This window comes from Streptomyces sp. NPDC085931 (assembly GCF_044540565.1).
GTDB lineage: Bacteria > Actinomycetota > Actinomycetes > Streptomycetales > Streptomycetaceae > Streptomyces.
This window is the reverse complement of sequence record NZ_JBITSK010000001.1, coordinates 701,980-727,402: the sequence shown is the minus strand read 5'-3', so window position 1 is coordinate 727,402 and position 25,423 is coordinate 701,980. Positions and strand designations below refer to the sequence as shown.

The 25,423-nt window shown below is 73.1% G+C and carries 19 protein-coding genes and 1 riboswitch; of the genes, 11 read left to right on the top strand and 8 right to left on the bottom strand.

What is annotated here, in order from left to right:
• Positions 1–84 precede the first annotated feature (84 nt).
• Together ACIGAN_RS03060 and ACIGAN_RS03055 are read right to left on the bottom strand one after the other, a co-directional pair.
• A complete protein-coding gene (locus ACIGAN_RS03060) occupies positions 85–1,029 on the bottom strand; it encodes a sucrase ferredoxin (RefSeq protein ID WP_399854567.1) in 945 nt (314 codons plus the stop codon).
• Between the two features lie 52 nt (positions 1,030–1,081).
• Positions 1,082–2,395 carry a citrate synthase gene (locus ACIGAN_RS03055; RefSeq protein WP_399854566.1) on the bottom strand — a complete coding sequence of 438 codons (1,314 nt, stop codon included), beginning with the start codon at positions 2,393–2,395 and terminating at the stop codon, positions 1,082–1,084.
• A gap of 117 nt (positions 2,396–2,512) precedes the next feature.
• Between ACIGAN_RS03055 and ACIGAN_RS03050 the strand changes: the two genes are divergently transcribed.
• Both ACIGAN_RS03050 and ACIGAN_RS03045 read left to right on the top strand, forming a co-directional pair.
• Complete coding sequence (locus ACIGAN_RS03050) at positions 2,513–3,673, top strand: citrate synthase/methylcitrate synthase (RefSeq protein WP_399854565.1); 1,161 nt, start codon at positions 2,513–2,515, stop codon at positions 3,671–3,673.
• 428 nt (positions 3,674–4,101) lie between these two features.
• Positions 4,102–5,235 carry a CobW family GTP-binding protein gene (locus ACIGAN_RS03045; RefSeq protein ID WP_399854564.1) on the top strand — a complete coding sequence of 378 codons (1,134 nt, stop codon included), beginning with the start codon at positions 4,102–4,104 and terminating at the stop codon, positions 5,233–5,235.
• A gap of 56 nt (positions 5,236–5,291) precedes the next feature.
• Here ACIGAN_RS03045 and ACIGAN_RS03040 read toward each other — a convergent pair whose 3' ends face one another.
• Positions 5,292–7,748, bottom strand: a complete 2,457-nt coding sequence (locus ACIGAN_RS03040; protein WP_399854563.1) for a DNA topoisomerase (ATP-hydrolyzing) subunit A — start codon at positions 7,746–7,748, stop codon at positions 5,292–5,294.
• A 339-nt stretch (positions 7,749–8,087) separates the two neighbouring features.
• Here ACIGAN_RS03040 and ACIGAN_RS03035 point away from each other — a divergent pair, with 339 nt between their 5' ends.
• From ACIGAN_RS03035 to ACIGAN_RS03020, 4 genes are all read left to right on the top strand, one after another.
• Positions 8,088–9,479 (top strand): M16 family metallopeptidase, encoded by a 1,392-nt coding sequence (locus ACIGAN_RS03035; protein WP_365093757.1) that lies wholly within the window; start codon positions 8,088–8,090, stop codon positions 9,477–9,479.
• Positions 9,476–10,864 (top strand): M16 family metallopeptidase, encoded by a 1,389-nt coding sequence (locus ACIGAN_RS03030; RefSeq protein WP_399854562.1) that lies wholly within the window; start codon positions 9,476–9,478, stop codon positions 10,862–10,864. The genes ACIGAN_RS03035 and ACIGAN_RS03030 overlap by 4 nt, the downstream gene beginning before the upstream one ends.
• Before the next feature lie 192 nt (positions 10,865–11,056).
• Positions 11,057–11,220: riboswitch (cyclic di-AMP (ydaO/yuaA leader) on the top strand.
• Positions 11,221–11,232: 12 nt separating this feature from the next.
• Positions 11,233–12,021 carry a M23 family metallopeptidase gene (locus ACIGAN_RS03025; RefSeq protein ID WP_365093763.1) on the top strand — a complete coding sequence of 263 codons (789 nt, stop codon included), beginning with the start codon at positions 11,233–11,235 and terminating at the stop codon, positions 12,019–12,021.
• Positions 12,022–12,216: 195 nt separating this feature from the next.
• Complete coding sequence (locus ACIGAN_RS03020) at positions 12,217–12,912, top strand: GntR family transcriptional regulator (protein ID WP_365093766.1); 696 nt, start codon at positions 12,217–12,219, stop codon at positions 12,910–12,912.
• A 173-nt stretch (positions 12,913–13,085) separates the two neighbouring features.
• On the opposite strand, the gene ACIGAN_RS03015 is transcribed toward ACIGAN_RS03020, so the two are convergent.
• Positions 13,086–13,367, bottom strand: coding sequence for an HPr family phosphocarrier protein (locus ACIGAN_RS03015; RefSeq protein WP_003993478.1), 282 nt, complete (start codon positions 13,365–13,367; stop codon positions 13,086–13,088).
• A 173-nt stretch (positions 13,368–13,540) separates the two neighbouring features.
• Here ACIGAN_RS03015 and ACIGAN_RS03010 point away from each other — a divergent pair, with 173 nt between their 5' ends.
• The 4 genes from ACIGAN_RS03010 to ACIGAN_RS02995 all read left to right on the top strand — a co-directional run bounded on the left by ACIGAN_RS03010 (position 13,541) and on the right by ACIGAN_RS02995 (position 18,967).
• Complete coding sequence (locus ACIGAN_RS03010) at positions 13,541–16,360, top strand: bifunctional acetate--CoA ligase family protein/GNAT family N-acetyltransferase (RefSeq protein ID WP_399854561.1); 2,820 nt, start codon at positions 13,541–13,543, stop codon at positions 16,358–16,360.
• A gap of 130 nt (positions 16,361–16,490) precedes the next feature.
• Positions 16,491–17,078 (top strand): DUF5998 family protein, encoded by a 588-nt coding sequence (locus ACIGAN_RS03005; RefSeq protein WP_365093773.1) that lies wholly within the window; start codon positions 16,491–16,493, stop codon positions 17,076–17,078.
• Positions 17,078–18,274, top strand: a complete 1,197-nt coding sequence (locus ACIGAN_RS03000; protein WP_365093776.1) for an alkaline phosphatase family protein — start codon at positions 17,078–17,080, stop codon at positions 18,272–18,274. Before ACIGAN_RS03005 ends, ACIGAN_RS03000 begins: the two co-directional genes overlap by 1 nt.
• A 42-nt stretch (positions 18,275–18,316) precedes the next feature.
• Positions 18,317–18,967 (top strand): thymidine kinase, encoded by a 651-nt coding sequence (locus ACIGAN_RS02995; protein WP_365093778.1) that lies wholly within the window; start codon positions 18,317–18,319, stop codon positions 18,965–18,967.
• A gap of 31 nt (positions 18,968–18,998) precedes the next feature.
• Here the strand turns inward: ACIGAN_RS02995 and ACIGAN_RS02990 are convergent, their stop codons facing one another.
• Positions 18,999–19,802: a VOC family protein gene (locus tag ACIGAN_RS02990; protein ID WP_399854560.1), complete on the bottom strand. Its 804-nt coding sequence runs from the start codon at positions 19,800–19,802 to the stop codon at positions 18,999–19,001.
• A 252-nt stretch (positions 19,803–20,054) separates the two neighbouring features.
• Here ACIGAN_RS02990 and ACIGAN_RS02985 point away from each other — a divergent pair, with 252 nt between their 5' ends.
• A complete protein-coding gene (locus ACIGAN_RS02985; RefSeq protein WP_399854559.1) occupies positions 20,055–20,903 on the top strand; it encodes a sulfurtransferase in 849 nt (282 codons plus the stop codon).
• Positions 20,904–20,969: 66 nt separating this feature from the next.
• Here the strand turns inward: ACIGAN_RS02985 and sepH are convergent, their stop codons facing one another.
• From sepH to ACIGAN_RS02970, 3 genes are all read right to left on the bottom strand, one after another.
• Positions 20,970–22,019 carry a septation protein SepH gene (gene sepH / locus ACIGAN_RS02980; protein WP_365092125.1) on the bottom strand — a complete coding sequence of 350 codons (1,050 nt, stop codon included), beginning with the start codon at positions 22,017–22,019 and terminating at the stop codon, positions 20,970–20,972.
• A gap of 749 nt (positions 22,020–22,768) precedes the next feature.
• Positions 22,769–24,088 (bottom strand): D-arabinono-1,4-lactone oxidase, encoded by a 1,320-nt coding sequence (locus ACIGAN_RS02975; RefSeq protein WP_399854558.1) that lies wholly within the window; start codon positions 24,086–24,088, stop codon positions 22,769–22,771.
• Positions 24,048–25,286, bottom strand: a complete 1,239-nt coding sequence (locus ACIGAN_RS02970) for an MFS transporter (protein WP_365092120.1) — start codon at positions 25,284–25,286, stop codon at positions 24,048–24,050. Before ACIGAN_RS02970 ends, ACIGAN_RS02975 begins: the two co-directional genes overlap by 41 nt.
• Positions 25,287–25,423: the final 137 nt, after the last annotated feature.

Below are 25,423 nucleotides of genomic sequence, written 5' to 3'. Positions count from 1 at the left end.
GCGGGCGTTCGGTCAATGGTGCAGGGCGTCGGCGATCAATGCTGAGGGGGCGAACGGGCGGCCGGACGTGCGGCGGAACCGGCGTCAGCCGGCCAGGGCCGTCGTCATCCTCAGCTCGCGCACCGCCATCACGTCCATCCGCGCGGGCGAGCCCAGGACCGACGCCCCGCAGCTCTCCGGACGCGGTGGCAGAGCCGCGCTCTGGGCGACCTCGACCAGCCAGCGACGTCCGTCCGCGTGGGCGACGGTCACCTCCCAGCGCGGGGCCGCGCCGGCCGTCCGCACGACGCTCAGCGCCTCGGCCCCGTACTCGCCGATGCCGGTGCGCACGGCGAGTTCGGCGGCCTGGCCCGGCCGCTCCCATGCGGACCTGCCCCGGCAGCCCTCCACGACGACACGTCCGTCCCGCGCGCCCTGCAGGACCTCCTTGAGCAGATGCGCCTCGGCCCGCCCGTAGGCGTAGCCGTACGGCAGCACCAGCACGGTCGGCGAGAAACGGTGACCACCCAGATGAGTGACCTCCCAGACGCCCTCGACCCCGGAGGTGGCGAGTTCGGCCGCGAGGGGGCGGCCGAGGAGCGCGCAGCAGCGGTCGCGCTTGCCGTTGGTGCAGACGAGCGCCAGCGGGTCGCCCTCGTGCGCGACTCCGCCGAGCACCGCGTCGAAGCTGCCGTGGTCGCCCCGGCCGAGTGCGGCGAAGTCGAGGTCGAGGAGCCGCGCGGGATCCGACGTCGTGGCGGTGCGCAGCCAGACGTCGCCCGGGACGGTGTGCGCCACGTACACCCGGCGGCTGGCGGGCATACGGCGGTCCGCGTGGCGCCCGGGGCGGCGGATCAGCACGATCCGCACGCCCGTGTCCTTCGCGGCCGCCTCCAGGGCACGCCCCAGGGCGGGGTCCAGGTGGCTCGAGGTGAGCGCCTTGGCACCCCATGGACCGGGCTGCTCCAGCAGCAGCCAGGTCCTCGCGGTGGCCGCGGTTCCCGAAACGGGCTCGTCGGAGTCCCGGGAGACGCTTGAGCACGTACTCACAGAGGTGAGCCTAACCTGACTTGGCTCGGCCGGCCTCCCGGGGCCGCCCGGTCTACTCCGGTAGGGGCTGCGGGGGCCTGGGACCGGTGTAGAGGCCGCTCGGGCGCATCCGCAGCGGTCGTTCGCCGTACTCCTCCAGCGCGTGGGCGATCCAGCCCGCGGTACGGGCCACGGCGAAGATCGTCTCCCCGGCGGTCGGGGGCATGCCGCAGGAGGCGGTGAGCACGGCGAGCGCGAGGTCGACGTTGGCGTGCAGCGGGGCGTGGCGGGCGGCGGTGTCGACGACGTCGCGGGCCGCCAGCAGGGCCGGCTCGGCGCGAGGCATGCCTTCCAGCAGGGCGAACAAGGCACGCGCGCGGGGGTCCTCGCCCGGGTACAGCCGGTGTCCGAGGCCCGGGATGCGGCGCCCGGCGCGCAGCTCGTCCGCGATCACCGGTCCTGCGTCGCCCTGGTCGAGCACGTCCTGGAGCATCCGGTGGGCGAGCCCGCTGGCCGCGCCGTGCAGCGGGCCCTCGATCACGCCCAGACCGGCGGTGACGGCCGCGTAGGCGTGCGCACGGGCCGAGGCGGCGACCCGCACGGCGAGGGTGGAGGCGGCCAGGTCGTGGTCGACGAGGAGGGCGAGGGCCGTCTCCAGGGCTCGCAGGGACGCCTCGTCGGCGTCCCGCGGGGACAGTCGCGTCCACAGGCGGTGGGCCAGGGGGGCCTGGTCGCGACGGTCGTCGCGGCGAATCTCGCGGCGGTCGTCTCGGCGGTCGTCGCGGCGGTCACCCGCGGCCGGCGGAAGGGCGGCGACGAGCGTCGGGATGAGACTGCGCGCCGTCCCCAGCACGGCTTCCTCGGACAGGTCGAAGCGCAGCGGGTCCGCCGTCGCGGCGGCGATGGTCGCGACGCGGAGCAGGTCGGCGGGCGCGGCGTGCTCGGGCAGGGCGTCGACGGCACGGCGGGCGACAGCCACCGAGCCGGCGGGCGCGGTGAACGTGCTGCCCGGGCGCATCCGGCCCGTCCACAGCCACTCGGCGACCTCCTCGTAGCTGTGCCGTGTGGCCAGGTCGACCGCGTCGACGCCGCGGAAGTAGTAGCGGTCGCTCTCGATGAGAGTGAGGCGGGTGCGCACGGCCAACTCGCCGCCGGCGCCCGACGTGCCCGAAGTGGCCGCGCCCTCGCGCCGGTTGCGGCGGGCGAGCGCCTCGACCTCCCGGGCGTCGAAGGTGCTGCCCCGGCCGCCGCTGCCCCGCCGGCTGCTGAGCTGGCCGCGGCTGACGTAGGCGTAGACCGTCTCTGGTTTCACGCCGAGCAGCTCGGCGGCCTCCTTGGTGCTCAGCCGCCGCTCCGGGCCGCCGGGAGCGGGTTCTTGATCGCGCATGCGGGTCACCGTATCCGTCCTGCGGCTCGTTGATCGGTACGCCTTACATTGATTCAATCAATGTTGACACGGATTAAGTCAAGCATGGACAGTCGAATCAAGTCCAGGGAGGAAGACATGTCCGTCAACAGGTCCGCAGCCACTCTCGTCGAGGTACCGCGGGGGCTCGCCGGTGTCGTCGTGACCGACACCCGGGTCGGCGACGTCCGCGGCCGCGAGGGCTTCTACCACTACCGCCAGTACTCGGCCGTCGATCTCGCACGGACCCGCGGCTTCGAGGACGTCTGGCACCTGCTCGTGCACGGCGAACTGCCCGACGCCGGGCGAAGCGCTGCCTTCGCGCGGGAGACCGCCGCGCTGCGGCGACTGCCCGACGCGGTGCGTGCCGCGCTGCCCGCCATCGCCGCGGCCGGCGGGCGCTCCGGTCCGCTCGCCGGGATGCGCACGGCACTGTCGCTGCTGGGCGCGGCGAAAGGCTTCCGCCCCGTGTACGACATCGACGCCGAGCAGCGCCGACGCGACACCCTCGAAGCGACGGCGGCCGTGCCCACCCTGCTCACGGCCCTGTACCGGCTGGGGCAGGGACTCGATCCGGTGGAGCCGAGGCAGGACCTGTCCTACGCGGCGAACTACCTCTACATGCTGACCGGCTCGGTACCGGACGACGGGCCTGCCCGGGCCATCGAGCAGTACCTCATCTCAACCATTGATCACGGATTCAATGCATCAACCTTCACGGCACGGGTGATCGCCTCGACGGGCGCGGACGTGGCCGCATGCCTCGCCGGTGCCGTGGCGGCGCTGTCAGGGCCGTTGCACGGGGGTGCGCCCAGTCGCGCGCTGGACACGCTGGACGCGATCGGCACCCCGGACCGCATCGACTCCTGGGTCCGGGAACGGGTGCTCGCGGGCGAGCGCATCATGGGCTTCGGGCACGCCGTCTACCGCACGGAGGATCCGCGCTCGCGGATGCTGCGCGAGGTCGCCCGGAAGTTCGGCGGACCGCGGGTGGACTTCGCCGTGGAGGTCGAACGGCACGTCGAGGCGATCCTGGCCGAGCTGAAGCCGGGCCGGGAACTCCACACCAACGTCGAGTACTACGCGGGCGTCGTCATGGAACTCTGCGGCCTGCCCCGCGAGATGTTCACCCCGACCTTCGCCGCCGCGCGGGTGGTGGGCTGGAGCGCCAACATCCTGGAACAGGCGGAGGACACGAAGATCATCCGCCCGGTGGCCCGCTACGTGGGCCCGGAGGCGCCGGCACCAGTGCCCGCCTGAGCCCTTCGGGCGACCGTGAGCTGCCGCTGCCGCTGCCGCTGCCGCTGCCATTGCCGGTGCTCCGGCCCGGGCCTGTCCGCCCGGCCCGGGGGGGCGTCCACCGAGCCCGGACTGTTTACCCGGCCCGGGCCCGTCCGCCGAGCTCGGGCCCGTTCACCCGGCCCTGCCCTTCCGCGGCGACCCGGCCGGGGCCGGCCACCCAGCCTGGGCCGGCCACCCAGCCCCGGGCGCCTCCGCGGCGACCCGGCCCGGGCCGGCCAACCCGGGCCGGGCCCCCCGGCCCGGCCCGAACCTCGCCCACCGGCCATGCCACCCGCGGTCGTCACCCCGGCATGATCCCCGGCTCGTATCCTGGGCCCCGTCCCCAGCTCGTGGGCGTGCCGGTGACGTGACACCGGTGCGCGTGTCGGTGTGAGAGAGGTCGTACGGTGCGTCAGCCGAGTCCGAAAGCGCAGCAGATCCCGGTCGTCGTCCTGGCCGGATTCCTCGGCTCGGGAAAGACCACGCTGCTCAACCACCTCCTCCACCACAGTGGCGGAAGCCGCATCGGCGCCATCGTCAACGACTTCGGGGCCATCGAGATCGACGCGATGGCCGTGGCCGGCGCGCTCGGCGACTCGACGGTCTCGCTCGGCAACGGATGCCTGTGCTGCGCGGTCGACGCGAGCGAGCTCGACCAGTACCTGGAGCGACTGGCGGAACCCTCCCTCGGCCTCGACGTGATCGTCATCGAGGCCAGCGGCCTCGCCGAACCGCAGGAACTCGTGCGGATGCTGCTCGCCAGCGAGCACCCGGGCGTCGTGTACGGCGGGCTCGTCGAGGTCGTCGACGCGGCCGAGTTCGACGCCACCCGGTCCCGGCATCCAGAGATCGACCGGCACCTCGCACTCGCCGACCTGGTCGTCGTCAACAAGGTGGACCGGGCGGCGGACGGCGATCGCGTCCTGGGGCTGGTCCGGTCCCTCGTCGACCGCGCCGCCGTGGTCCCGGCCTCCTACGGCCGGATCGACCCCGAGTTCCTCTTCGACTGCCGGCCGAGCGAGGAGCGCATCGGGCAGCTGTCCTTCGACGACCTGCACGACCATGCCGAGCACGGCGGCGGGCAGGACGGCCACGCCGGACATCTGCACGACGCCTACGACAGCCTGTCGTTCGTCTCGCCGCAGCCCCTCGACCCGCGCCGGCTGATGGAATTCCTCGACAGCCGCCCCGAGGGGCTGTACCGGATCAAGGGGTACGTCGACTTCGGCCCGTACGACGTGCGCAACCGCTACGCCGTCCACGCCGTCGGGCGGTTCCTGCGCTTTTATCCGGAGCCCTGGTCGGCCGGCGAGGAGCGCCTCACGCAGCTGGTCCTCATCGGCGCGGGCATCGACGCCCCCGCCCTCCGCAAGCAGCTCGACGGCTGCCGGAGCGACGCCCCGCACGCCGATGAGCACGGCATGTGGGGCGTCCTGCGGTACGTGCGCGACCCCGACGAAGACCACGGCCCGGACCCTGACGGGCTCATGGACGGCGGCACCACGCACGGCGGCCCCGCCGACCCGTCCGGGCCGGTTTAGGCCCGACCAGGCCCGACCAGGCCAGACCAGACCAGGCCCGGCCGGCCCGGCCCGGCCTAGACCGGCCCCGCCACCACCGCGACCGTCTTCGCCAGGGACACGCCCGAGCCGTCCCGCCGGGGGTCGATCTCCGGCAGTTCGGCCGGGCTGCCGTTCTTCTGGGCGGCCAGCGCCGGGCTCGGACCCGCCCAGGCGAGGGACAGGCAGTCCTCGCCCTTCAGGAACCGCTGGCAGCGGACCCCGCCGGTGGCCCGGCCCTTGCGCGGGTACTGGTCGAACGGTGTCAGCTTGGCCGTCGTCTGGACCGAGTCGTCCAGCGTGCCGCGCGAGCCCGCGACCGTGAAGACCACCGCCTCCGCCGCCGGGTCCACCGCCGTGAAGGAAATGACCTTCGCGCCCTCGGCGAGCTTGATCCCGGCCACACCACCGGCCGGACGGCCCTGCGGGCGGACCTGAGCCGCCTGGAAGCGCAGCAACTGGGCGTCGTCGGTGATGAAGACCAGGTCCTCCTCGCCCGTGCGCAGCTCGACCGCGCCGACGATCCGGTCACCCTCCTTGAGGGTGATCACCTCCAGCTCTTCCTTGTTGGCCGGATAGTCCGGCACCACGCGCTTCACGACGCCCTGCGCCGTGCCGAGCGCCAGGCCCGGCGACGACTCGTCGAGCGTCGTCAGGCAGACGACCGTCTCGTCGTCCTCCAGGGAGACGAACTCCGCCAGCGGGGCGCCCCCCGCGAGGTTCGGCGTCGGCATCGACTCGGGGAGCTGCGGCAGGTCGACCACGTTCAGCCGCAGCAGCCGGCCCGCCGAGGTGACCACGCCGACCTCGCCGCGCGCGGTGGCCGGCACCGCCGAGACGATCACGTCGTGCTTCACGCGCTTGGCCCCGGCGGCCTCCGGGAACGGCTCGTTGTTCGCCGTACGGGCCAGCAGCCCTGTCGACGACAGCAGCACCCGGCACGGGTCGTCGGCCACCTGCAGCGGCACGGACGCGACCGGGGCACCGCCCGTCTCCAGCAGGACCGTACGCCGGTCGGTGCCGAACTTCTTGGCGACCGTGGCCAGTTCGGAGGAGACGAGCTTGCGCAGCTCCGCGTCCGAGTCGAGGATCCGGGTCAGCTCCTCGATCTCCCCGGTGAGCCGCTCCTTCTCCGTCTCCAGTTCGATGCGGTCGTACTTGGTGAGGCGGCGCAGCGGCGTGTCGAGGATGTACTGCGTCTGCACCTCGCTCAGCGAGAACTGCTCCATCAGGCGCTGCTTGGCCTGCGCGGAGTTCTCACTGGAGCGGATCAGCCGGATGACCTCGTCGATGTCCAGCAGGGCCGTCAGCAGGCCCTCGACCAGGTGGAGACGGTCGCGCTTCTTGCCGCGGCGGAACTCCGAACGCCGCCGCACGACGTTGAACCGGTGGTCGAGGTAGACCTCCAGCAGCTCCTTCAGGCCGAGCGTGAGCGGCTGGCCGTCCACCAGGGCCACGTTGTTGATGCCGAAGGACTCCTCCATCGGCGTCAGCTTGTACAGCTGTTCCAGCACCGCCTCCGGCACGAAGCCGTTCTTGATCTCGATGACCAGGCGCAGGCCGTGCTCGCGGTCGGTGAGGTCCTTGACGTCGGCGATGCCCTGGAGCTTCTTCGCGCCGACCAGGTCCTTGATCTTGGCGATGACCTTCTCCGGGCCGACCGCGAAGGGCAGCTCGGTGACGATGAGGCCCTTGCGGCGGGCCGTCACCTGTTCCACGGAGACGGTCGCCCGCATCTTGAACGTGCCGCGGCCGGTCTCGTAGGCGTCCCGGATGCCGGACAGGCCGACGATGCGGCCGCCGGTGGGCAGGTCGGGCCCGGGGACGTGCTTCATCAGGGCGTCGAGGTCGGCGTTCGGATGCCTGATCAGGTGCCGGGCGGCGGCGATGACCTCGCGCAGGTTGTGCGGCGGCATGTTCGTGGCCATGCCGACCGCGATGCCCGAGGCGCCGTTGACCAGGAGGTTGGGGAAGGCGGCGGGCAGGGCGGCCGGTTCCTGCTCCTGGCCGTCGTAGTTGGGGTTGAAGTCGACGGTGTCCTCGTCGATGGACTCCGTCATGAGGCTCGTGGCCTCGGCCATCCGGCACTCGGTGTACCGCATGGCGGCCGGCGGGTCGTCGTTGCCCAGGGAGCCGAAGTTGCCGTGGCCGTCCACCAGGGGGACGCGCATGGAGAACGGCTGGGCCATCCGCACGAGGGCGTCGTAGATCGACGCGTCGCCGTGCGGATGCAGCTTGCCCATCACCTCGCCGACGACGCGGGCGCACTTGACGTACCCGCGCTCGGGGCGCAGGCCCATCTCGTTCATCTGGTAGACGATGCGCCGGTGCACCGGCTTCAGGCCGTCGCGGGCGTCCGGCAGGGCCCGGGAGTAGATGACCGAGTACGCGTACTCGAGGAAGGAGCCCTGCATCTCGTCGACGACGTCGATGTCGAGGATCCGCTCCTCGTACGAGTCGTCGGGCGGCGGGGTCTTCGTGCTGCGGCGGGCCATCGCTGCCGGCTCCTCCTGTTACTGGTCGCTCGCCTACGGGGCTTGACGCCGGTGACGACACGGCGGCCGTGCTCAGCCCCTCGGGCCTGCGTGCGCTCGCCCACGTGTCACCGGCCGCCCCTGCGGCTCGCTCGTGCTGCTGCGATCCGGATCTGACGCCGACCATTGTGGACCGCCGCACTGACAAGCGGGACCAGGGCCCGGTCCCGAAGGCCTTTCCGGCTCCCGCGAGCAGGTCGGCGCCGGGAACTTCACCAGGGCTCCGCACGCTTGCATACAGTGGCAGGACCGGCAGGAATCCGCGGTTGGGAAGACCGCTCCGCGATCGAAGGGACGTACATGCCCATGGGTCACACGGCCACAGCCCAGGCAGGCTCCGGGGGCCTGACAGCGACCGAGCACCGCCTGGCCAACGGTCTGCGCGTGGTGCTCTCCGAGGACCACCTGACCCCCGTCGCGGCGGTGTGCCTCTGGTACGACGTCGGCTCGCGCCACGAAGTCAAGGGGCGTACCGGCCTGGCTCACCTTTTCGAGCACCTGATGTTCCAGGGCTCCGCCCAGGTCAAGGGCAACGGCCACTTCGAGCTCGTCCAGGGCGCGGGCGGCTCGCTGAACGGCACCACCAGCTTCGAGCGGACCAACTACTTCGAGACCATGCCCGCCCACCAGCTGGAGCTCGCCCTCTGGCTGGAGGCCGACCGCATGGGCTCCCTCCTGGCCGCCCTCGACGAGGAGTCGATGGAGAACCAGCGGGACGTCGTGAAGAACGAGCGCCGCCAGCGCTACGACAACGTCCCCTACGGCACCGCCTTCGAGAAGCTCACCGCCCTCGCCTACCCCGAGGGCCACCCCTACCACCACACCCCCATCGGTTCCATGGCCGACCTGGACGCGGCCACCCTGGAGGACGCCCGCGCGTTCTTCCGCACGTACTACGCGCCGAACAACGCCGTGCTCTCCGTGGTCGGCGACATCGACCCGGAGCAGACCCTGGCCTGGATCGAGAAGTACTTCGGCTCCATCCCCGGGCACGACGGCAAGCCCGCGCCGCGGGACGGCTCGCTGCCCGAGATCATCGGCGAGCAGCTGCGCGAGGTCGTCGAGGAGGACGTCCCGGCGCGCGCCCTGATGGCCGCCTACCGCCTGCCCGAGGACGGCACGCGCGCGTGCGACGCTGCCGACCTGGCCCTGACCGTCCTCGGCGGCGGCGAGTCCTCGCGCCTGTACAACCGCCTGGTGCGGCGCGACCGTACGGCCGTCGCGGCGGGCTTCGGCCTGCTGCGGCTCGCCGGGGCGCCCTCACTGGGCTGGCTGGACGTGAAGACGTCCGGCGACGTGGAGGTGCCGGTCATCGAGGCCGCCATCGACGAGGAGCTCGCCCGGTTCGCCGAGGAGGGCCCCACGGCCGAGGAGATGGAGCGCGCCCAGGCCCAGCTGGAGCGCGAGTGGCTGGACCGGCTCGGTACGGTCGCCGGCCGCGCCGACGAACTGTGCCGGTACGCCGTGCTGTTCGGCGACCCGCAGCTGGCGCTGACCGCCGTGCAGCGTGTCCTGGAGGTCACGGCGGAGGAGGTCCAGGAGGTCGCCAAGGCCCGCCTGCGCCCCGACAACCGCGCGGTGCTCGTCTACGAGCCCGTCGCCGACGAGACCGCTGACGAGACCGACGACGCCGACACCGCCGGGGACGCCGCGGCAGCGGCCGGCGACGAGAACGAGGAGGCGGCCAAGTGACCGAGCTCGCCACGATGGACTTCCACCCCCGGCCGCAGGCGGGCGAGGCGCGCCCCTGGGCCTTCCCCGCCCCCGAGCGCGGCACGCTCGACAACGGCCTGACGGTGCTGCGCTGCCACCGCCCCGGTCAGCAGGTCGTCGCCGTGGAGGTGCTGCTGGACGCCCCCCTGGAGGCCGAGCCGGCCGGCCTCGACGGCGTGGCCACGATCATGGCGCGGGCCTTCTCGGAAGGCACCGACAAGCACTCCGCCGAGGAGTTCGCCGCCGAGCTGGAGCGGGCCGGCGCCACCCTCGACGCGCACGCCGACCACCCCGGCGTCCGGATCAGCCTGGAGGTCCCGGCCTCCCGGCTCGCCAAGGGACTCGGTCTGATCGCCGACGCCCTCCGGGCGCCCGCGTTCGCGGACAGCGAGGTCGAACGGCTGGTCCGCAACCGCCTCGACGAGATCCCGCACGAGCTGGCCAACCCCTCCCGCCGGGCCGCCAAGGAGCTGTCCAAGGAGTTGTTCCCGGCGGGCTCGCGCATGTCGCGGCCCCGGCAGGGCACCGAGGAGACGGTAGCCGCGATCGACTCCGCGGCCGTGCGCGCCTTCTACGAGAAGCACGTCCGCCCCGCCACGGCCACGGCCGTGGTGGTCGGCGACCTCACGGGCATCGACCTGGACGCCCTGCTCGGCGACACCCTGGGCTCCTGGACCGGCTCCTCGGCCGAGCCGCGCCCCGTGCCGCCGGTGACCGCCGACGACACCGGCCGGGTGGTCATCGTGGACCGCCCGGGCGCCGTCCAGACGCAGCTGCTGATCGGCCGGATCGGCCCGGACCGGCACGACCGCGTCTGGCCCGCGCAGGTGCTCGGCACGTACTGCCTCGGCGGCACCCTCACCTCCCGCCTGGACCGCGTCCTGCGCGAGGAGAAGGGCTACACCTACGGCGTGCGGTCCTTCGCCCAGGTGCTGCGCTCCGCGCCCGACGGCACCGGTGCCTCGATGCTCGCCATCAGCGGGTCCGTGGACACGCCCAACACCGGCCCGGCCCTGCAGGACTTGCGGACGGTGCTGCGCACCCTCGCCGCCGAGGGGCTGACCGACGCCGAGCGGGACGTCGCCGTGCAGAACCTGGTCGGAGTGGCGCCGCTGAAGTACGAGACCGCCGCGGCCGTCGCGAGCACGCTGGCCGACCAGGTCGAGCAGCACCTGCCCGACGACTACCAGGCCACGCTGTACCGCCGGCTCGCCGCGACGGGCACGGTGGAGGCCACGGCGGCGGTCGTCAGCGCCTTCCCCGTGGACCGTCTGGTGACCGTCCTGGTGGGCGACGCGGCGCAGATCAAGGCCCCGGTGGAGGCCCTGGGCATCGGCGCGGTCACGGTCGTGGCCGCCGAGTAGCGGCACACGCGCCACGGAGCCCTGGTTGCCTTCCAAGGCACCAGGGCTCCTTTATGCCCGAATTGGGGCGGGAGTTGCCTGTCTGCCCTGTGGGATGCGCTACAAAAGCCCGGATCCGTTTGGGAATTGAAAGTGGCCCCGTTTAGCTTCGTCCGGGCTGTTCGTCAGGCAGTGCGCCGCACCCGCGGCACCGGACAGTCATCGCCGAGTCCCCGTACGGCGCGAGCCAGGGGAGCCGGGGACCCACGCAGTCCCTGGGGTGAATCGGACGCCCGCGCGAGCCGCGAGGGGGTCCGTAGGAGACCTTCCTGCTCCGAACCCGTCAGCTAACCCGGTAGGCGAGAGGGAAGGAAAGGACCAGCCACTTCATGGCGTTCACGCGCGCCACCGGCAAGCATCGCCGTCCCAGCAGGATCCAGCGCGGCACGGCCCGCGCGGCGGGCGTCGCGGCGCTCGCCACCACCGGTGTGATCGGCACCGTCGCCGCCCCGGCCTTCGCCGCCGATGAGCCCGCCGTCGAGCAGACCGGCCTCACCCCCGTCATCACCATGGGCGACACGGTGGCCCAGCAGATCGACGCGCAGGCCGTCGCGCAGAAGCTGGCGGCCGAGGAGGCCGCCGCCGTGAAGAAGGCCGAGGAGGCCGCGCGCGAGCGCGCCGCCGAGGCGGCGAAGAAGGCCAAGGAGGCCGCCGAGAAGGCCCGCGAGGCCAAGGAGCGCGCCGCCCGCGAGGCCGAGCGCAAGCGCCTCAACAGCTTCGTGTCCCCGATCCCGGGCTCCTACGTCTCCACCGGCTACAAGGCCGGCGGCGCCGTCTGGTCCTCCGGCAGCCACACCGGCATCGACTTCCACGCCGCCACCGGCACCTCCGTCCACGCCGTCGGCGCGGGCACGGTCGTCGAGGCCGGCTGGGGCGGCGCCTACGGCAACCAGGTCGTGATCAAGATGAACGACGGCACGTACACCCAGTACGGCCACCTGTCGTCCGTCGGCGTCTCGGTGGGCCAGCAGGTCACCCCCGGCCAGCAGATCGGCCTGTCCGGCGCGACCGGCAACGTGACCGGCCCGCACCTGCACTTCGAGGCGCGCACGAGCCCCGAGTACGGCTCGGACATCGACCCCCTCGCCTACCTCCGCTCGCACGGCGTGAACCTCTGACGCCACCCGCTCAGCGCCCGAAAGGCCCCGGCTCACCGAGCCGGGGCCTTTCGGTATTCCCGCCCCCCAGACGCCCCTGTCCAAAAAATATCCATGGATTCCGGGCTCCCGTCGGAAATTCCGGCTGATTGCAATAGAGTCACGGAACACACGTCACTCGTCGACGTTTCACGGGGATTAAGCGGAGGTCGGGTCATGCGTATTCCCGCGCACTCGGTGTGCACGGCCATCCGGGACGACATCGTCGCGGGTGTCCACGAGCGCGGCAGCCGGCTCACCGAGGAACTCCTCGCGCGCCGCTACGGCGTCTCGCGCGTCCCCGTCCGGGAGGCCCTGCGCACGCTGGAGGCCGAGGGCTTCGTGGTGACCCGGCGGCACGCGGGCGCGTGCGTGGCCGAGCCCACCGAGCAGGAGGCGGCCGACCTGCTGGAGATGCGCGCGCTGCTGGAGCCGCTCGGCGCCGCCCGGGCCGCCCAGCGCCGCACCGAGGCCCATCTGAAGGTCCTGCGCGGCCTGGTCCGGCTGGGCCAGGAGCGCGCCCGCCGGGGCACCAGCGACGACCTGCGCTCCCTGGGCGGCTGGTTCCACGAGACGCTGGCCCAGGCCTCCGGCAGCCCCGCCCTGATCGCGATGCTCGCCCAGCTGCGCCACAAGATCGCCTGGATGTACGCGGTGGAGGTGCCGGCCGATCCGGTGGAGTCCTGGACCGAGCACGGCGCGATCGTGGACGCGGTGGCGCGCGGCGACAGCGAGCGCGCGCGGGCGGTCACGGCGCTGCACGCCGAGCGCGCGACGTCCGCGCACCGGCTGCGCCCGCTCGCCCCGCGGGAGCGCGTCGAGCGTGTGAGGAACCCGCAACATCCCGTAAACACGGCGAGCCCGCGGCATTAACACGGAAGCCGTATACAAAGAGTGGAGTTCCGCGGGGGATTTATTCTGCTGCCCTTTTCCGGTGATCCGGTGAGCCGTTTTGAATTCGAGGCGCCCGGGTCCCCGGAAATGAGCGAAGCCGCGCCGGCCTCAAAGGCCGGCGCGGCTTCACCCGTGAAAACCGCCGGAACGACTCAGACGGTCTCGGGAAGCTCCTCGAGGCCCTCGGAGACCAGCTTCGCCAGCCGGTCCAGGGCGGCGTCCGCGCCCTCGGCGTCGGAGGCGAGGACGATCTCCTCGCCTCCCTGGGCGCCGAGGCCCAGGACGGCGAGCATGGAGGCCGCGTTGACGGGGTTGCCGTCTGCCTTGGCGATCGTCACCGGGACGCCTGCGGCCGTGGCGGCTCGGACGAAGATGGAGGCGGGGCGGGCGTGGAGGCCCTCGGCCCAGCCGACGTTGACGCGGCGCTCAGCCATGTGATGCTGCCCTTCGCTGTTCAGGGTTGTCTAGACCAGTTTCCCATACGTGAAGCCCGGGGCGGACCTGTCGTCCCGCCCCGCGGTGCCGTCGGATCGCGGCCTCGACCCGACGAACGCCCTCCACAGCCTGCCTCGCGCCGTTGTCAGGCGCTAGCCGTACTCTGGGGCCCATGCAGACCTCGCCGGACCGGCACGAGTATCCCGCCCACTGGGAAGCCGACGTGGTGCTGCGCGACGGGGGCACCGCGCGCGTCCGGCCCATCACCGTCGATGACGCCGAGCGTCTGGTCAGCTTCTACGAGCAGGTCTCCGACGAGTCGAAGTACTACCGCTTCTTCGCGCCGTACCCTCGCCTGTCCGCCAAGGACGTCCACCGCTTCACGCACCACGACTTTGTGGACCGGGTGGGACTCGCGGCCACGGTCGGCGGCGAGTTCATCGCCACCGTACGCTACGACCGGATCGGCCCCGACGGAACGCCCGCGTCCGCCCCCGCCGACGAGGCCGAGGTCGCCTTCCTGGTGCAGGACGCCCACCAGGGCCGCGGCGTCGCCTCCGCCCTGCTCGAACACATCGCCGCCGTCGCCCGGGAACGCGGCATCCGCCGCTTCGCCGCCGAGGTGCTGCCCGCCAACACCAAGATGATCAAGGTGTTCACGGACGCCGGGTACACCCAGAAGCGCAGCTTCGAGGACGGCGTGGTCCGCCTGGAGTTCGACCTGGAGCCCACCGACCGCTCCCTCGCCGTGCAGTACGCGCGCGAGCACCGCGCCGAGGCCCGGTCCGTGCAGCGGCTGCTCGCCCCCGGCTCGGTCGCCGTCATCGGCGCCGGACGCACCCCGGGCGGGGTGGGCCGCAGCGTCCTGGGCAACATCCGGGACGCCGGCTTCACGGGCCGGCTGTACGCCGTGAACCGGGCCCTGCCCGAGGAGCGGAAGGAGCTCGACGGGGTGCCCGCCCACCGCTCCGTGCGGGACATCGACGGACCCGTGGACCTCGCGGTCGTCGCCGTGCCGGCCGAGCAGGTCCCCGAGGTGGTCGCCGAGTGCGGCGAACACGGCGTGCAAGGACTCGTCGTCGTCTCCGCCGGATACGCCGAGAGCGGCCCCGAGGGGCGCGAACGCCAGCGCGCCCTCGTCCGGCAGGCGCGCACGTACGGCATGCGCATCATCGGCCCGAACGCCTTCGGCATCATCAACACCTCCCCCCGGGTGCGGCTCAACGCCTCCCTCGCCCCCGAGGTGCCGCGCCCGGGCCGCATCGGCCTGTTCGCCCAGTCCGGGGCCATCGGCGTCGCGCTGCTGTCCCGGCTGCACCGGCGCGGCGGCGGCGTCACGGGCGTCACCGGCGTCTCCACCTTCGTCTCCTCGGGCAACCGCGCCGACGTCTCCGGCAACGACGTCCTGCAGTACTGGTACGAGGACCCGGACACCGACGTCGTCCTCATGTACCTGGAGTCCATCGGCAACCCCCGCAAGTTCACCCGCCTCGCCCGCCGCACCGCCGCGGCGAAGCCGCTGGTCGTGGTCCAGGGCGCCCGGCACGGAGCGGCTCCCCAGGGGCACGCCGTACGGGCGACGCGGCTGCCGCACGCGACCGTCTCGGCCCTGCTGCGGCAGGCCGGGGTGATCCGGGTCGACACGATCACCGAGCTGGTGGACGCCGGCCTGCTCCTCGCCCGCCAGCCCCTGCCCGCCGGACCCCGGGTGGCGATCCTCGGCAACTCGGAGTCGCTCGGCCTGCTCACCTACGACGCCTGCCTCGCCGAAGGACTGCGGCCGCACCCGCCGCAGGACCTGACCACGGCCGCCTCCGCCGAGGACTTCCACGCCGCCCTGTCCCGCGCCCTGGCCGACGACCGCTGCGACGCGGTGGTCGTCACGGCCATCCCGGCGGTGGGGGAGGGCTCGGTCGCGGACGCGGCCCTCGCCCAGGCCCTGCGCTCGGCGGCGGCCGCCGCACCGGCCAAGCCGGTCCTGGTCGTCCACGTGGAGCTCGGCGGCCTCGCCGAGGCCCTGTCGGCCGCGGCGAGCACGGCACCCCAGTCCGAGGCGGACAGGCCCGCGCCGCCGGCCTTCGACCCGGCGTCCGCCACGGCACGGCCCCCCGCCGAGGCCCCCGAGGGCGCCCACCTGATCCCCGCCTACCCCGCCGCGGAACGCGCGGTCCGCGCCCTCGGCCAAGCCTTCGCGTACGCCCGGTGGCGGCGCGACGCCGCCGACCCCGGCAAGGTGCCCGAGTACGACGACATCGACGTCAAGGGTGCCGCCGCCCTGATCGACGGGCTGCTCGCGCGCGGCCAGGGACTCACGCTCGGCACGGACGCCACCTGCGACCTGCTCGGCCACTACGGCGTCCACGTCCACCGCGCCCTGCCGGCCCCGACCGCGGACGCCGCCGCACAGGCCGCCCGCGCCCTCGGCTACCCGGTGGCCCTGAAGGCCACCGCCCCGCACCTGAGGCACCGCGCCGACCTGGGCGGCGTCCGCCTCGACCTCGCGGACGAGGAGCAACTGCGCCGGTCCTACGCCGAATTGACGGAGCTGTTCGGCGCGCCGGACGAGCTGCGCCCCGTGGTGCAGCGGATGGCGCCGCGCGGCGTGGACGTCGTGGTGCGGGCGGTCATCGACCCGGCGGCCGGCGCGGTGCTCTCCTTCGGGCTGGCCGGGGCCGCCTCGCAGCTGCTCGGGGACACGGCACACCGGCTGATCCCCGTCACCGACCGCGAGGCGAGCAGCCTGGTCCGCTCCATCCGCACGGCACCCCTGCTGTTCGGCTGGCGCGGCTCGGCACCGGCCGACACCGGTGCCCTGGAGGAGCTGCTGCTGCGTGTCTCCCGGCTGGTCGACGACCATCCCGAGGTCGTGGCGGTCACCCTGGAGCCGGTGGTCGTCGCCGCGCACGGCCTGAGCGTCCTGGGCGCCTCCGTCCGCCTCGCGCCGCCCCCCGCCCGCGACGACCTCGGCCCGCGGACCCTCCCCGCCTACTGAGCGGACCGCCCCGGCGCACGAGCGGGCCCCGCCCACCGAGCCGCCCCGCCCGTCGCCCACCGAGCCCCCCGCGCACTGACAGGGGGCGAGCGGTGCCTCGCAGTCAGTGGTCCCCCGTAGGATGGGCGTCATGGCCAAGACCAGTACGACGACCCAGGGGCTGCGGGCGGCGATCGAGCGCAGCGGCTACTACCCGGCCCTCGTGGCCGAGGCGGTGGAGGCCGCCGTGGGCGGCGAGCCCATCCGGTCGTACCTGGTCCACCAGGAGACGACGTTCGACCAGAACGAGGTGCGCCGGCACGTGACGGTGCTGGTCCTCACGGACAACCGCTTCATCGTCAGCCACACCGACGAACAGGCCGCCGACGACACCTCCCCGACGCCGTACGCCACGACGTCCACGGAGTCCGTCAAGATCGGCCGCATCTCGTCGATCGTGGTCAGCCGCGTGGTCGCCAACCCGGAGTCGTACAAGCCGGGCACCCTGCCCCGCGAGGTGGTGCTCACCATCGGCTGGGGCGCCGTCTCCCGCATCGACCTGGAGCCGGCCGCCTGCGGCGACCCCAACTGCGAAGCGGACCACGGCTACACCGGCAACTCCACGGCGGACGACCTCAGCCTGCGCGTCAGCGAGGCCGGGGACGGACCGGAGACCGTGCGCCAGGCCCTGGCCTTCGCGCAGGCCCTCTCCGAGGCGACCGCGGACAGCGCCCGCTGATGGCACAGCCGAACACGGCCTGGGACCACCACCCCGAACCGCTCACCGTGGCCTCCGCGCCGGTCCCCGAGTACGGCAGCGGTTCCCTCGCCGACCTGCTGCCCACGCTGGCCGCCGGGATGGGCGTGCCGGGCATGACCGCCGCGATCCCCGAACTGACCCCCGCCGACCGGAACTGCGTGTTCCTGATCGACGGTCTCGGCTGGGAGCAGCTCAAGGCCCACCCCGAGGACGCCCCGTTCATGACGTCCCTGCTCGCCACCTCGCGCGGCGGCACCGGGCGTCCGCTCACCGCCGGCTACCCGGCGACCACGGCGACCTCCCTGGCCTCGGTCGGCACCGGCCTGCCGCCCGGCGCGCACGGCCTGCCCGGCTACACCGTGCGCAACCCCGACACCGGCGAGCTGATGAACCAGCTGCGCTGGCAGCCCTGGACGCCGCCGGGCCCCTGGCAGCCGTACCCCACGGTCTTCCGGCTGGCCCACGAGGCGGGCGTGCACGCGGCGCAGGTGTCCTCCCCGACCTTCGAGAACACCCCGCTCACCCGGGTCGCGCTCAGTGGCGGAACGTTCCTCGGGCGCCTGACCGGCGAGGACCGGATGGACCTGGCGGCCGAGCAACTGGCCGCGGGCGACCGCTCCCTGGTCTACACGTACTTCGCCGAGGTCGACGGCGCCGGCCACCGCTTCGGCGTCGACTCCGACGCCTGGCGCGGCCAGCTCATGTACGCCGACCGCCTGGTCCAGCGCCTCGCCGAGCAACTGCCCCCGCGCAGCGCCCTCTACGTCACCGCCGACCACGGCATGATCGACGTGCCCTTCGACGAGCAGCACCGCATCGACTTCGACGAGGACTGGGAGCTCAGCGCCGGAGTGGCCCTGCTCGGCGGCGAGGGCCGTGCCCGGCACGTCTACGCGGTGCCGGGCGCCGCGAACGACGTGCTGACCTGCTGGCGCGAGGTGCTCGGCGAGCAGTTCTGGGTCGCCTCCCGCGACCAGGCCATCGAGGCGGGCTGGTTCGGCCCGCACGTCGACGCGCGGGTCCGCGACCGGATCGGCGACGTGGTCGCCGCCGCGCGCGACGACGTCCTGCTCATCGCCTCCGAGCGGGAGCCCAAGGAGTCGGCGATGGTCGGCAACCACGGCTCGATGACCCCCGCCGAGCAGCTCGTCCCCCTGCTCGAAGTACGCTCCTGAGACCGTACGCCGCCCCCTCCACCGAAAGGCGCTCAACCCTCCATGCCCGAGCTGGTGTTCTTCTCCGGAACGATGGACTGCGGGAAGTCGACGCTGGCGCTCCAGATCGAGCACAACCGCTCGGCGCGGGGCCTGCAGGGCATGATCTTCTCCCGCGACGACCGGGCCGGCCACGGCAAGCTGTCCTCACGCCTCGGCCTGGTCACGGACGCCGTGGAGGTCGAGGACGGGCAGGACCTCTACACCTACCTCGTCGACCACCTCTCGCGGGGCGGCCGCGCCGACTACGTGATCGCCGACGAGGCGCAGTTCCTCGCACCGGAGCAGATCGATCAACTCGCGCGGGTCGTGGACGACCTGGGGCTCGACGTCTACGCCTTCGGCATCACCACCGACTTCCGCTCCAAGCTGTTCCCCGGCTCCCAGCGACTGGTGGAACTGGCCGACCGGGTCGAGGTGCTGCAGGTCGAGGCCCTGTGCTGGTGCGGTGCGCGCGCCACGCACAACGCCCGCACGATAGGCGGCGTCATGGTCGTGGAGGGCGCCCAGGTGGTCGTCGGTGACGTCACCGGCTCCGGCGACGAGGTCGGCTACGAGGTGCTGTGCCGCCGCCATCACCGCCGCCGCATGACGGCCGCGACGGCCCGCGCGGCGGCCCTGTCCCCGGACGTCCTGCCGGTGACGTCGGCCTGACCGCCCGTGCCGGGCAGCGACCCGCCGCCCGTCAGCTCGGCCGCTGGAGCAGCGCGAACCGCGCCCCCTCGGGGTCCGCCACCGCCGCCACCCGCCCCTGCGGGGTGTCCCGCACCGGCTTCAGGACGGTCCCGCCCAGGTGGACGAGGTGGTCCAGGGCGTCGCCGACGTCGTCGACCTGGAAGTACGTCACCCAGTGCGGGCCCCGGTCGCGGGGCAGGGACTGCCCCAGGCCGTGGACGCCGGCGACGGGCCGGCCGCCGAGGTGCAGGGTGACGTAGTCGAAGTCGGCGGAGATGACCGGCTCCTCCTCGTAGCCGAACACCGTCCGGTAGAACTTGGCGACGGTCGCCGACTCGAAGGTGAGCAGCTCGTTCCAGGCGGGTGTGCCGGGGAGGTCCGAGACGGCCGTGCCGAGGTGCGCGGCGGCCTGCCAGATGCCGAAGACCGCGCCCGACGGGTCGGAGCCGATCGCGAGCCGTCCGGCGTCGGCGGCGTCCAGCGGGCCCACGCCGATCGTGCCGCCGCAGCTGCGCACCGTCTCGGCCGTCAGATCGGCGTCACGTGAGGCGAAGTAGGGGGTCCACGCGATGGGCAGATGCCGGTCCGGCGGCAGTTGCCCGATGCCGGCCACCTCCCGCCCGCCGAGCAGCGCGCGTACGTACGGGCCGAGTTGGCGGGGGCCGGGCCGGAACTCCCAGCCGAACAGCGCCCCGTAGAACTCCTCGGTGGTGGCCAGGCCGTGCACCATCAGGCTCACCCAGCAGGGCGTGCCGGGCGCGTAGCGAGCGGGTGCTGCGCCGTTCGGGCCGGTGGACGCCGGTGCGTCGCTCATCGTCACTCTCTTCTCGGCCTAGTGGTGGCCGGTGCTCTCCGCAGCCCTCGTGGGGCTCGTCCGCGGGACGACCCATGTCCGGGAGAATGCCCGATCCGCGGGGCGCTGTCCCTTGCGGCGCGCTTGTCGGCAGGTGTCGTTCAGCTGTACAGCACGTGCTTGTTCCCGTACGCCGCGTGATCGACCCGGTTCGGCGGAGCAGAGTAGCCGGACGGCGACGGCTCGGCCACCCGGTGCGCGAGGATGGGGGCCATGAACGCCATCATTTCCGCATCCGACCTCGCGAGTGGTCTGGCGGGCCCCAACCCGCCGGTCCTGCTCGACGTCCGCTGGCAGCTCACCGCCGCGAAGGCGTCCGGTGAGCCTCCGTTCGACGGCCGGGTCGCGTACGAGGCGGGGCATCTGCCCGGAGCCGTCTACGTCGACCTGGACCGGGAGTTGGCCTCGGCTCCGGGTGCGGGCGGCCGGCATCCGCTGCCCGACCTGGAGCGCTTCGGCGCGGCGATGCGCCGGGCGGGCGTGTCGCCGCGCCGGCCGGTGGTCGTCTACGACGGCGGCCAGGGCTGGGCGGCGGCCCGGGCCTGGTGGCTGCTGCGCTGGGCGGGTCACCCGGACGTGCGGGTCCTCGACGGCGGGTTGCCCGCCTGGGAGGGGCCGTTGGAGCAGACCGTGCCGGTTCCGGCGGAGGGGGACTTCACTCCCGAGCCGGGGGCGGGGCTGCTCGACGCGGATGCGGCGGCGGAGCTGGCGCGGTCCGGGGTGCTGCTGGACGCGCGGGCGGGGGAGCGGTACCGGGGCGAGGTGGAGCCGATCGATCCGGTCGCGGGGCACATTCCGGGCGCGGTGTCGGCGCCCACGACGGAGAACGTCGGCCCGGACGGCCGTTTCCTGCCCGCCGAGGAACTGCGGGAACGCTTCAAGGGCCTCGGCGTGTCGGAGGGTTCGCGGGTCGGCGTGTACTGCGGGTCGGGCGTGTCGGCGGCGCACCAGGTGCTGGCGCTCGCGATCGCGGGCCTTCCGGCGGAGCTGTACGTGGGCTCGTGGTCGGAGTGGTCCTCGGACCCGGACCGCCCGGTCGCGGTGGGCCCCGACCCGCAGTGAGCACCCGCGCGTGAGGGGCCGCGCCCACAACGGCGCGGCCCCTCACGCGTACGACGGCCGGCCCGGCTATTCCTGCTTCTTGCGCCGGGTGCCGAACACGATCTCGTCCCAGCTCGGCACGGCCGCTCTGCGGCCCGGGCGGACACCGTCGGCCTCCGCCTGGCGGTCGGTGGCGCCGATGAGCCGGTCACGGTGGCTGCCCACGGAGCGCGGCATGAGGACGTCCGCGTACGCGGAACCGGCCGAGGCGGCGGGAGCCGGCGGCTCCTCCTCCTCGGGTTCGACGACGGGCTCCTCGTCGGGCTCCGGCGCGGGGCGCTCCGGGACCACCAGGTCGCCGCGGAAGCTCGGCACCGCCTCCAGCAGGCTGGTCAGCGAGTCCCGTTCGCTGGAGGCCGTGATGGCCAGGGTCTCCTCGTCGGGCTCGGAGGCCTGCGCGGGCAGGCTCGGCCGCTCGCGGTCGCCGGGGCGGTCCAGCGGCCGGTCGCGGGGCAGGCGTGCGATCCGCGGCACGAACGGGAAGCTGGGCTCGGGCGCGGCCAGGTCGTCGGACTCGCCGATCAGCGAGCGGGCCTCGTCGTCGACGGCCTGGACGAGCCGCCGGGGCGGGTCGTACGTCCAGCTCGCCGAGTGCGGCTCACCCGCGACGCGGTAGACCAGCAGGACTTCCCATGTGCCGTCGTCGCGGCGCCACGAGTCCCACTGGACGCTGTCCTTGTCGGCCCCGCGCAGCAGCAGCCGCTCCTGCACGGCCTCGCCCAGCGGCGGACCGGAGTTCTCGCCGGGGCGGCGGACCGGGGTCTTGCGCGCCCGCTCGGCCATGAACGCCCGCTCGGCGAGCACCGGGCCCTCGAAACGGCGGACCCGGTCGACGGGGATGCCGGCCATCTGCGCGACCTCTTCCGCGGTCGCGCCGGCACGTATACGCGCCTGGATGTCACGGGGGCGGAGGTGGCTCTCCACCTCGATCTCGATCTGGCCGAGGCGGGGACGGTCGCCGCGCACGGCGGCGCGGAGCCGTTCGTCGATCGGAAGCGTGTACTCCGTGCTGTCCGCAGCCTTCAGCACCAGCCGTGTGCCGTCATTCGAGACGGCCACGACACGCAGTTCGGGCATGGGGACCTCCCGGGTGGTGCCTGCCGACGTCACGTGCGTCGCTGCTTCCGCTAGTCGAGTGTGGCCTGCCCGGGTGCAGCCTGCCACAACCTTGCCGAGTTGCCCGGCGTGTCGGGCGCTGGCCCTGGATCGCCGTTATGGCACGGTTACCTATTCGCAACGCTAAGTGACGAACTTCATCACCCTGTGCAACTAGCCCCCTCCCGGCGGTCCTTGACGGCCCCGGGCACCCTGACGGGAGACCGGACCCAGGGCTCGCCACAGTACTCCATTTGGGCCACGTGCGTGGATTGGCACGCCGCCCAACTTCTGACAAGAGGGAGGACCTGGCCGCCTCATGCCCCCGTTCCGTGATCTTGAACGTGGGGAAGTTCACGTAGTCGCCAGCACCGGAACTACGGGTTTTCGACCGCTCGTCCCCTCCTTGTGCGGTCCAGCACTTCTTCCGGCGCACCGGCGAACAGTCCGCGGAACGATCGCCTGAGCCCGGCGAGTTCACCCCGGGCGCCGTCAGCGCGCCCGGGCCAGGGGCCGGACGCGGCCGGTGCTCGCCGCGGCCGTCGTCTTCGGCGTCGAGATGGCCGGAATCACCACCTGCGAGGTGGTGTCCACCGGGGAACTTCCGAAGGTTGCGACGCAGGTTCGGAAGGTGACGACGGCGCCGCGGGCGTTCCGCCCACCGGCTCCGCACCGGACGGGAACGTCTCGCCGTCGTCCGGTGACTCCGGCGCCACCCCCCAGCGCGTCGCCTACGCCCCCAGAATCCTCCGCAAGTAGTCGTTCCGGAACAGCCGGTCAGGATCCAGACGGTCCCGCAGCGCCGTGAACTCGCCGAAGCGCGGATACACCCGGGAGAAGTACTCCGCGTCCCGCGTGTGGATCTTGCCCCAGTGCGGACGGCCCTCGTGGGCGGTGAAGATGCGCTCGGCCGCGGTGAAGTACCGGTGGTAGGGCGTGCCCCGGAACATGTGCACGGCGATGTAGGCGCTGTCCCGGCCGGAGGCGGTGGAGAGCGTGATGTCGTCGGCCGGGGCCGTGCGCACCTCCACGGGGAAGCTGACCCGGAGCCCGGAACGGTCCACCATGGCCTTCAGTTCGCGCAGCGTCTCCACGACGGCCGCGCGCGGAACGGCGTACTCCATCTCCACGAAGCGCACCCGGCGCGGGGACGTGAAGACCTTGTACGGGATGTCGGTGTACGTCCGCGCGGACAGGGCCCTGCTGGAGATCCGGGCGATCCCGGGGATCGTCGCGGGCACCGCCCGGCCCACCCAGTTGGCCACCTGGAAAACCCCGTTGGAGAGGAACTCGTCCTCGATCCAGCCCTTGACCTGCGGCATCGGCTGCTCCGGGCCCGCGCTGCGGTTGTTGCGCTTGGTGTTGGTGCTGCCGGTGTGCGGGAACCAGTAGAACTCGAAGTGCTCGTTCTCGGCCCAGAGTTCCTCGAAGTCCGCCAGGACCCGGTCGAACGGCATCGGTTCCTCGCGGGCCGTGAGCAGGAAGAGCGGCTCGACGGCGAACGTGATCGCGGTGACGACGCCCAGGGCGCCCAGGCCGATGCGGGCGGCCGCGAAGACCTCCGGGTTCTCCTTCTCGGAGCAGGTGAGGACCGAGCCGTCCGCCGTGACCAGCTCCAGACCCCTGATCTGGGCGGCGATCGAACCGGAGTCGCGGCCCGTGCCGTGGGTGCCCGTGCCGGTGGCGCCGGCGACGGTCTGCTCCATGATGTCGCCCATGTTGGTCAGCGACAGACCCTCGCGCGCCAGGGCCACATTGAGTCGCTTGAGCGGGGTGCCGGCCTCGACCGTGACCGTCATGTTCTCCCGGTCGATCCTGCGTATGCCGGTCAACAGTTGCGGGCGGATCAATACACCGTCCGTCGCGGCTATGGAGGTGAAGGAGTGCCCCGAGCCGACGGCCTTCACCGTCAGACCGTCCTCGGCGGCCTGCCGCACGGCGTCGGCCAGCTCGTCGACGGACGCCGGGGTGACCTCCCGCGCGGGGCGCACGGAGACGTTGCCGCCCCAGTTACGCCACGTGCCGTTCTTTCCGTTCGCTGTGCTGCCCAACGGAGCCTCCCCGACCCGGAGCCGGCCGCTTGAGCCGACGGTAACCGAGGAAACCCACCGCGACCGCGACGGCCCCGGACACGGCCGGAACCCCGTACCCGGCGCGCGCCCCGGCGGCGTCGATGACCCAGCCGGCCGCGGAGGAGCCCAGCGCGACTCCCACCGCGAGCCCGGTGCTCACCCAGGTCATGCCCTCGGTGAGCTGCGCGCGTGGTACGTGCTCTTCGATGAGGGACATCGTCGTGATCATCGTCGGCGCGATGGACAGACCCGCAACGAACAGCGCCACGGCCAGGAACGGCAAGTTTCCGACCAGTAGGAGTGGGATCATACTCACGGCCATGGCGCACACGCCCAGCAACCACCGACGTTCCGGCGCCCCGGCGAAGTGCAGCAACCCGTAGACCATGCCCGCCACGCACGAACCCGCCGCGTACACCGCGAGGACGACGCTCGCGGCCGCCTTGTGCCCCTCCTCGTCGGCGAAGGCCACGGTCACCACGTCGACGGCGCCGAAGATCGCCCCGGTGGCGACGAAGGTGGCCACCAGGACCTGCAGCCCCGGCGCGCGCAGCGCGCTGCCCCCGCCCTTGCGCTCGCGCGGATGCGGCTCGGGCTCGGTGGCGCGCTGCGCGGTCAGCCAGAAGACGCCCACCGCCAGGAAGCAGGCGGCGAGCAGCGGACCGGCCTCCGGGAACCAGGCCGTGGACAGGCCGATGGAGATGATGGGCCCGAAGATGAAGCACACCTCGTCCACCACGGACTCGAAGGAGTACGCGGTGTGCAGCTGCGGTGTGCCCCGGTACAGGGTCGCCCAGCGGGCCCGGATCATCGCGCCGACGCTCGGCACGCAGCCGATGCCGACACAGGCCACGAAGAGGACCCAGTCCGGCCACGCGTAGTGCGCGGCGAGCAGCAGGAGGGCCGCCGCCACGAGCGAGACCAGCGTCGCCGGACGCAGCACCCGCCGCTGCCCGTACTGGTCCACCAGCCGCGAGACCTGCGGTCCGGCCACCGCGGCGGCCAGCGCGATCGTCGCCGACAGGGCGCCGGCCAGGCCGTAGCGCCCGGTGAGCTGGGAGACCATCGTGACCACGCCGATGCCCATCATCGACAGCGGCATCCGGCCGAGGAAGCCCGCGGCGGAGAAGCGCTTGGTGCCGGGGGCGGCGAACAGAGCGCGGTAAGGGCTGGGCAACGGGGTCTCCGAGGGCTCAGTAAGCTGCGAACGCAGTCGACACAGCTTACGGCTCCGCGCGTCCCTTGTGCACCTGTTCGACCGTTGCCAGCCGGGCACCCGGACACGCCGGGCACGGCGCCGCGCGGGGGCCACCG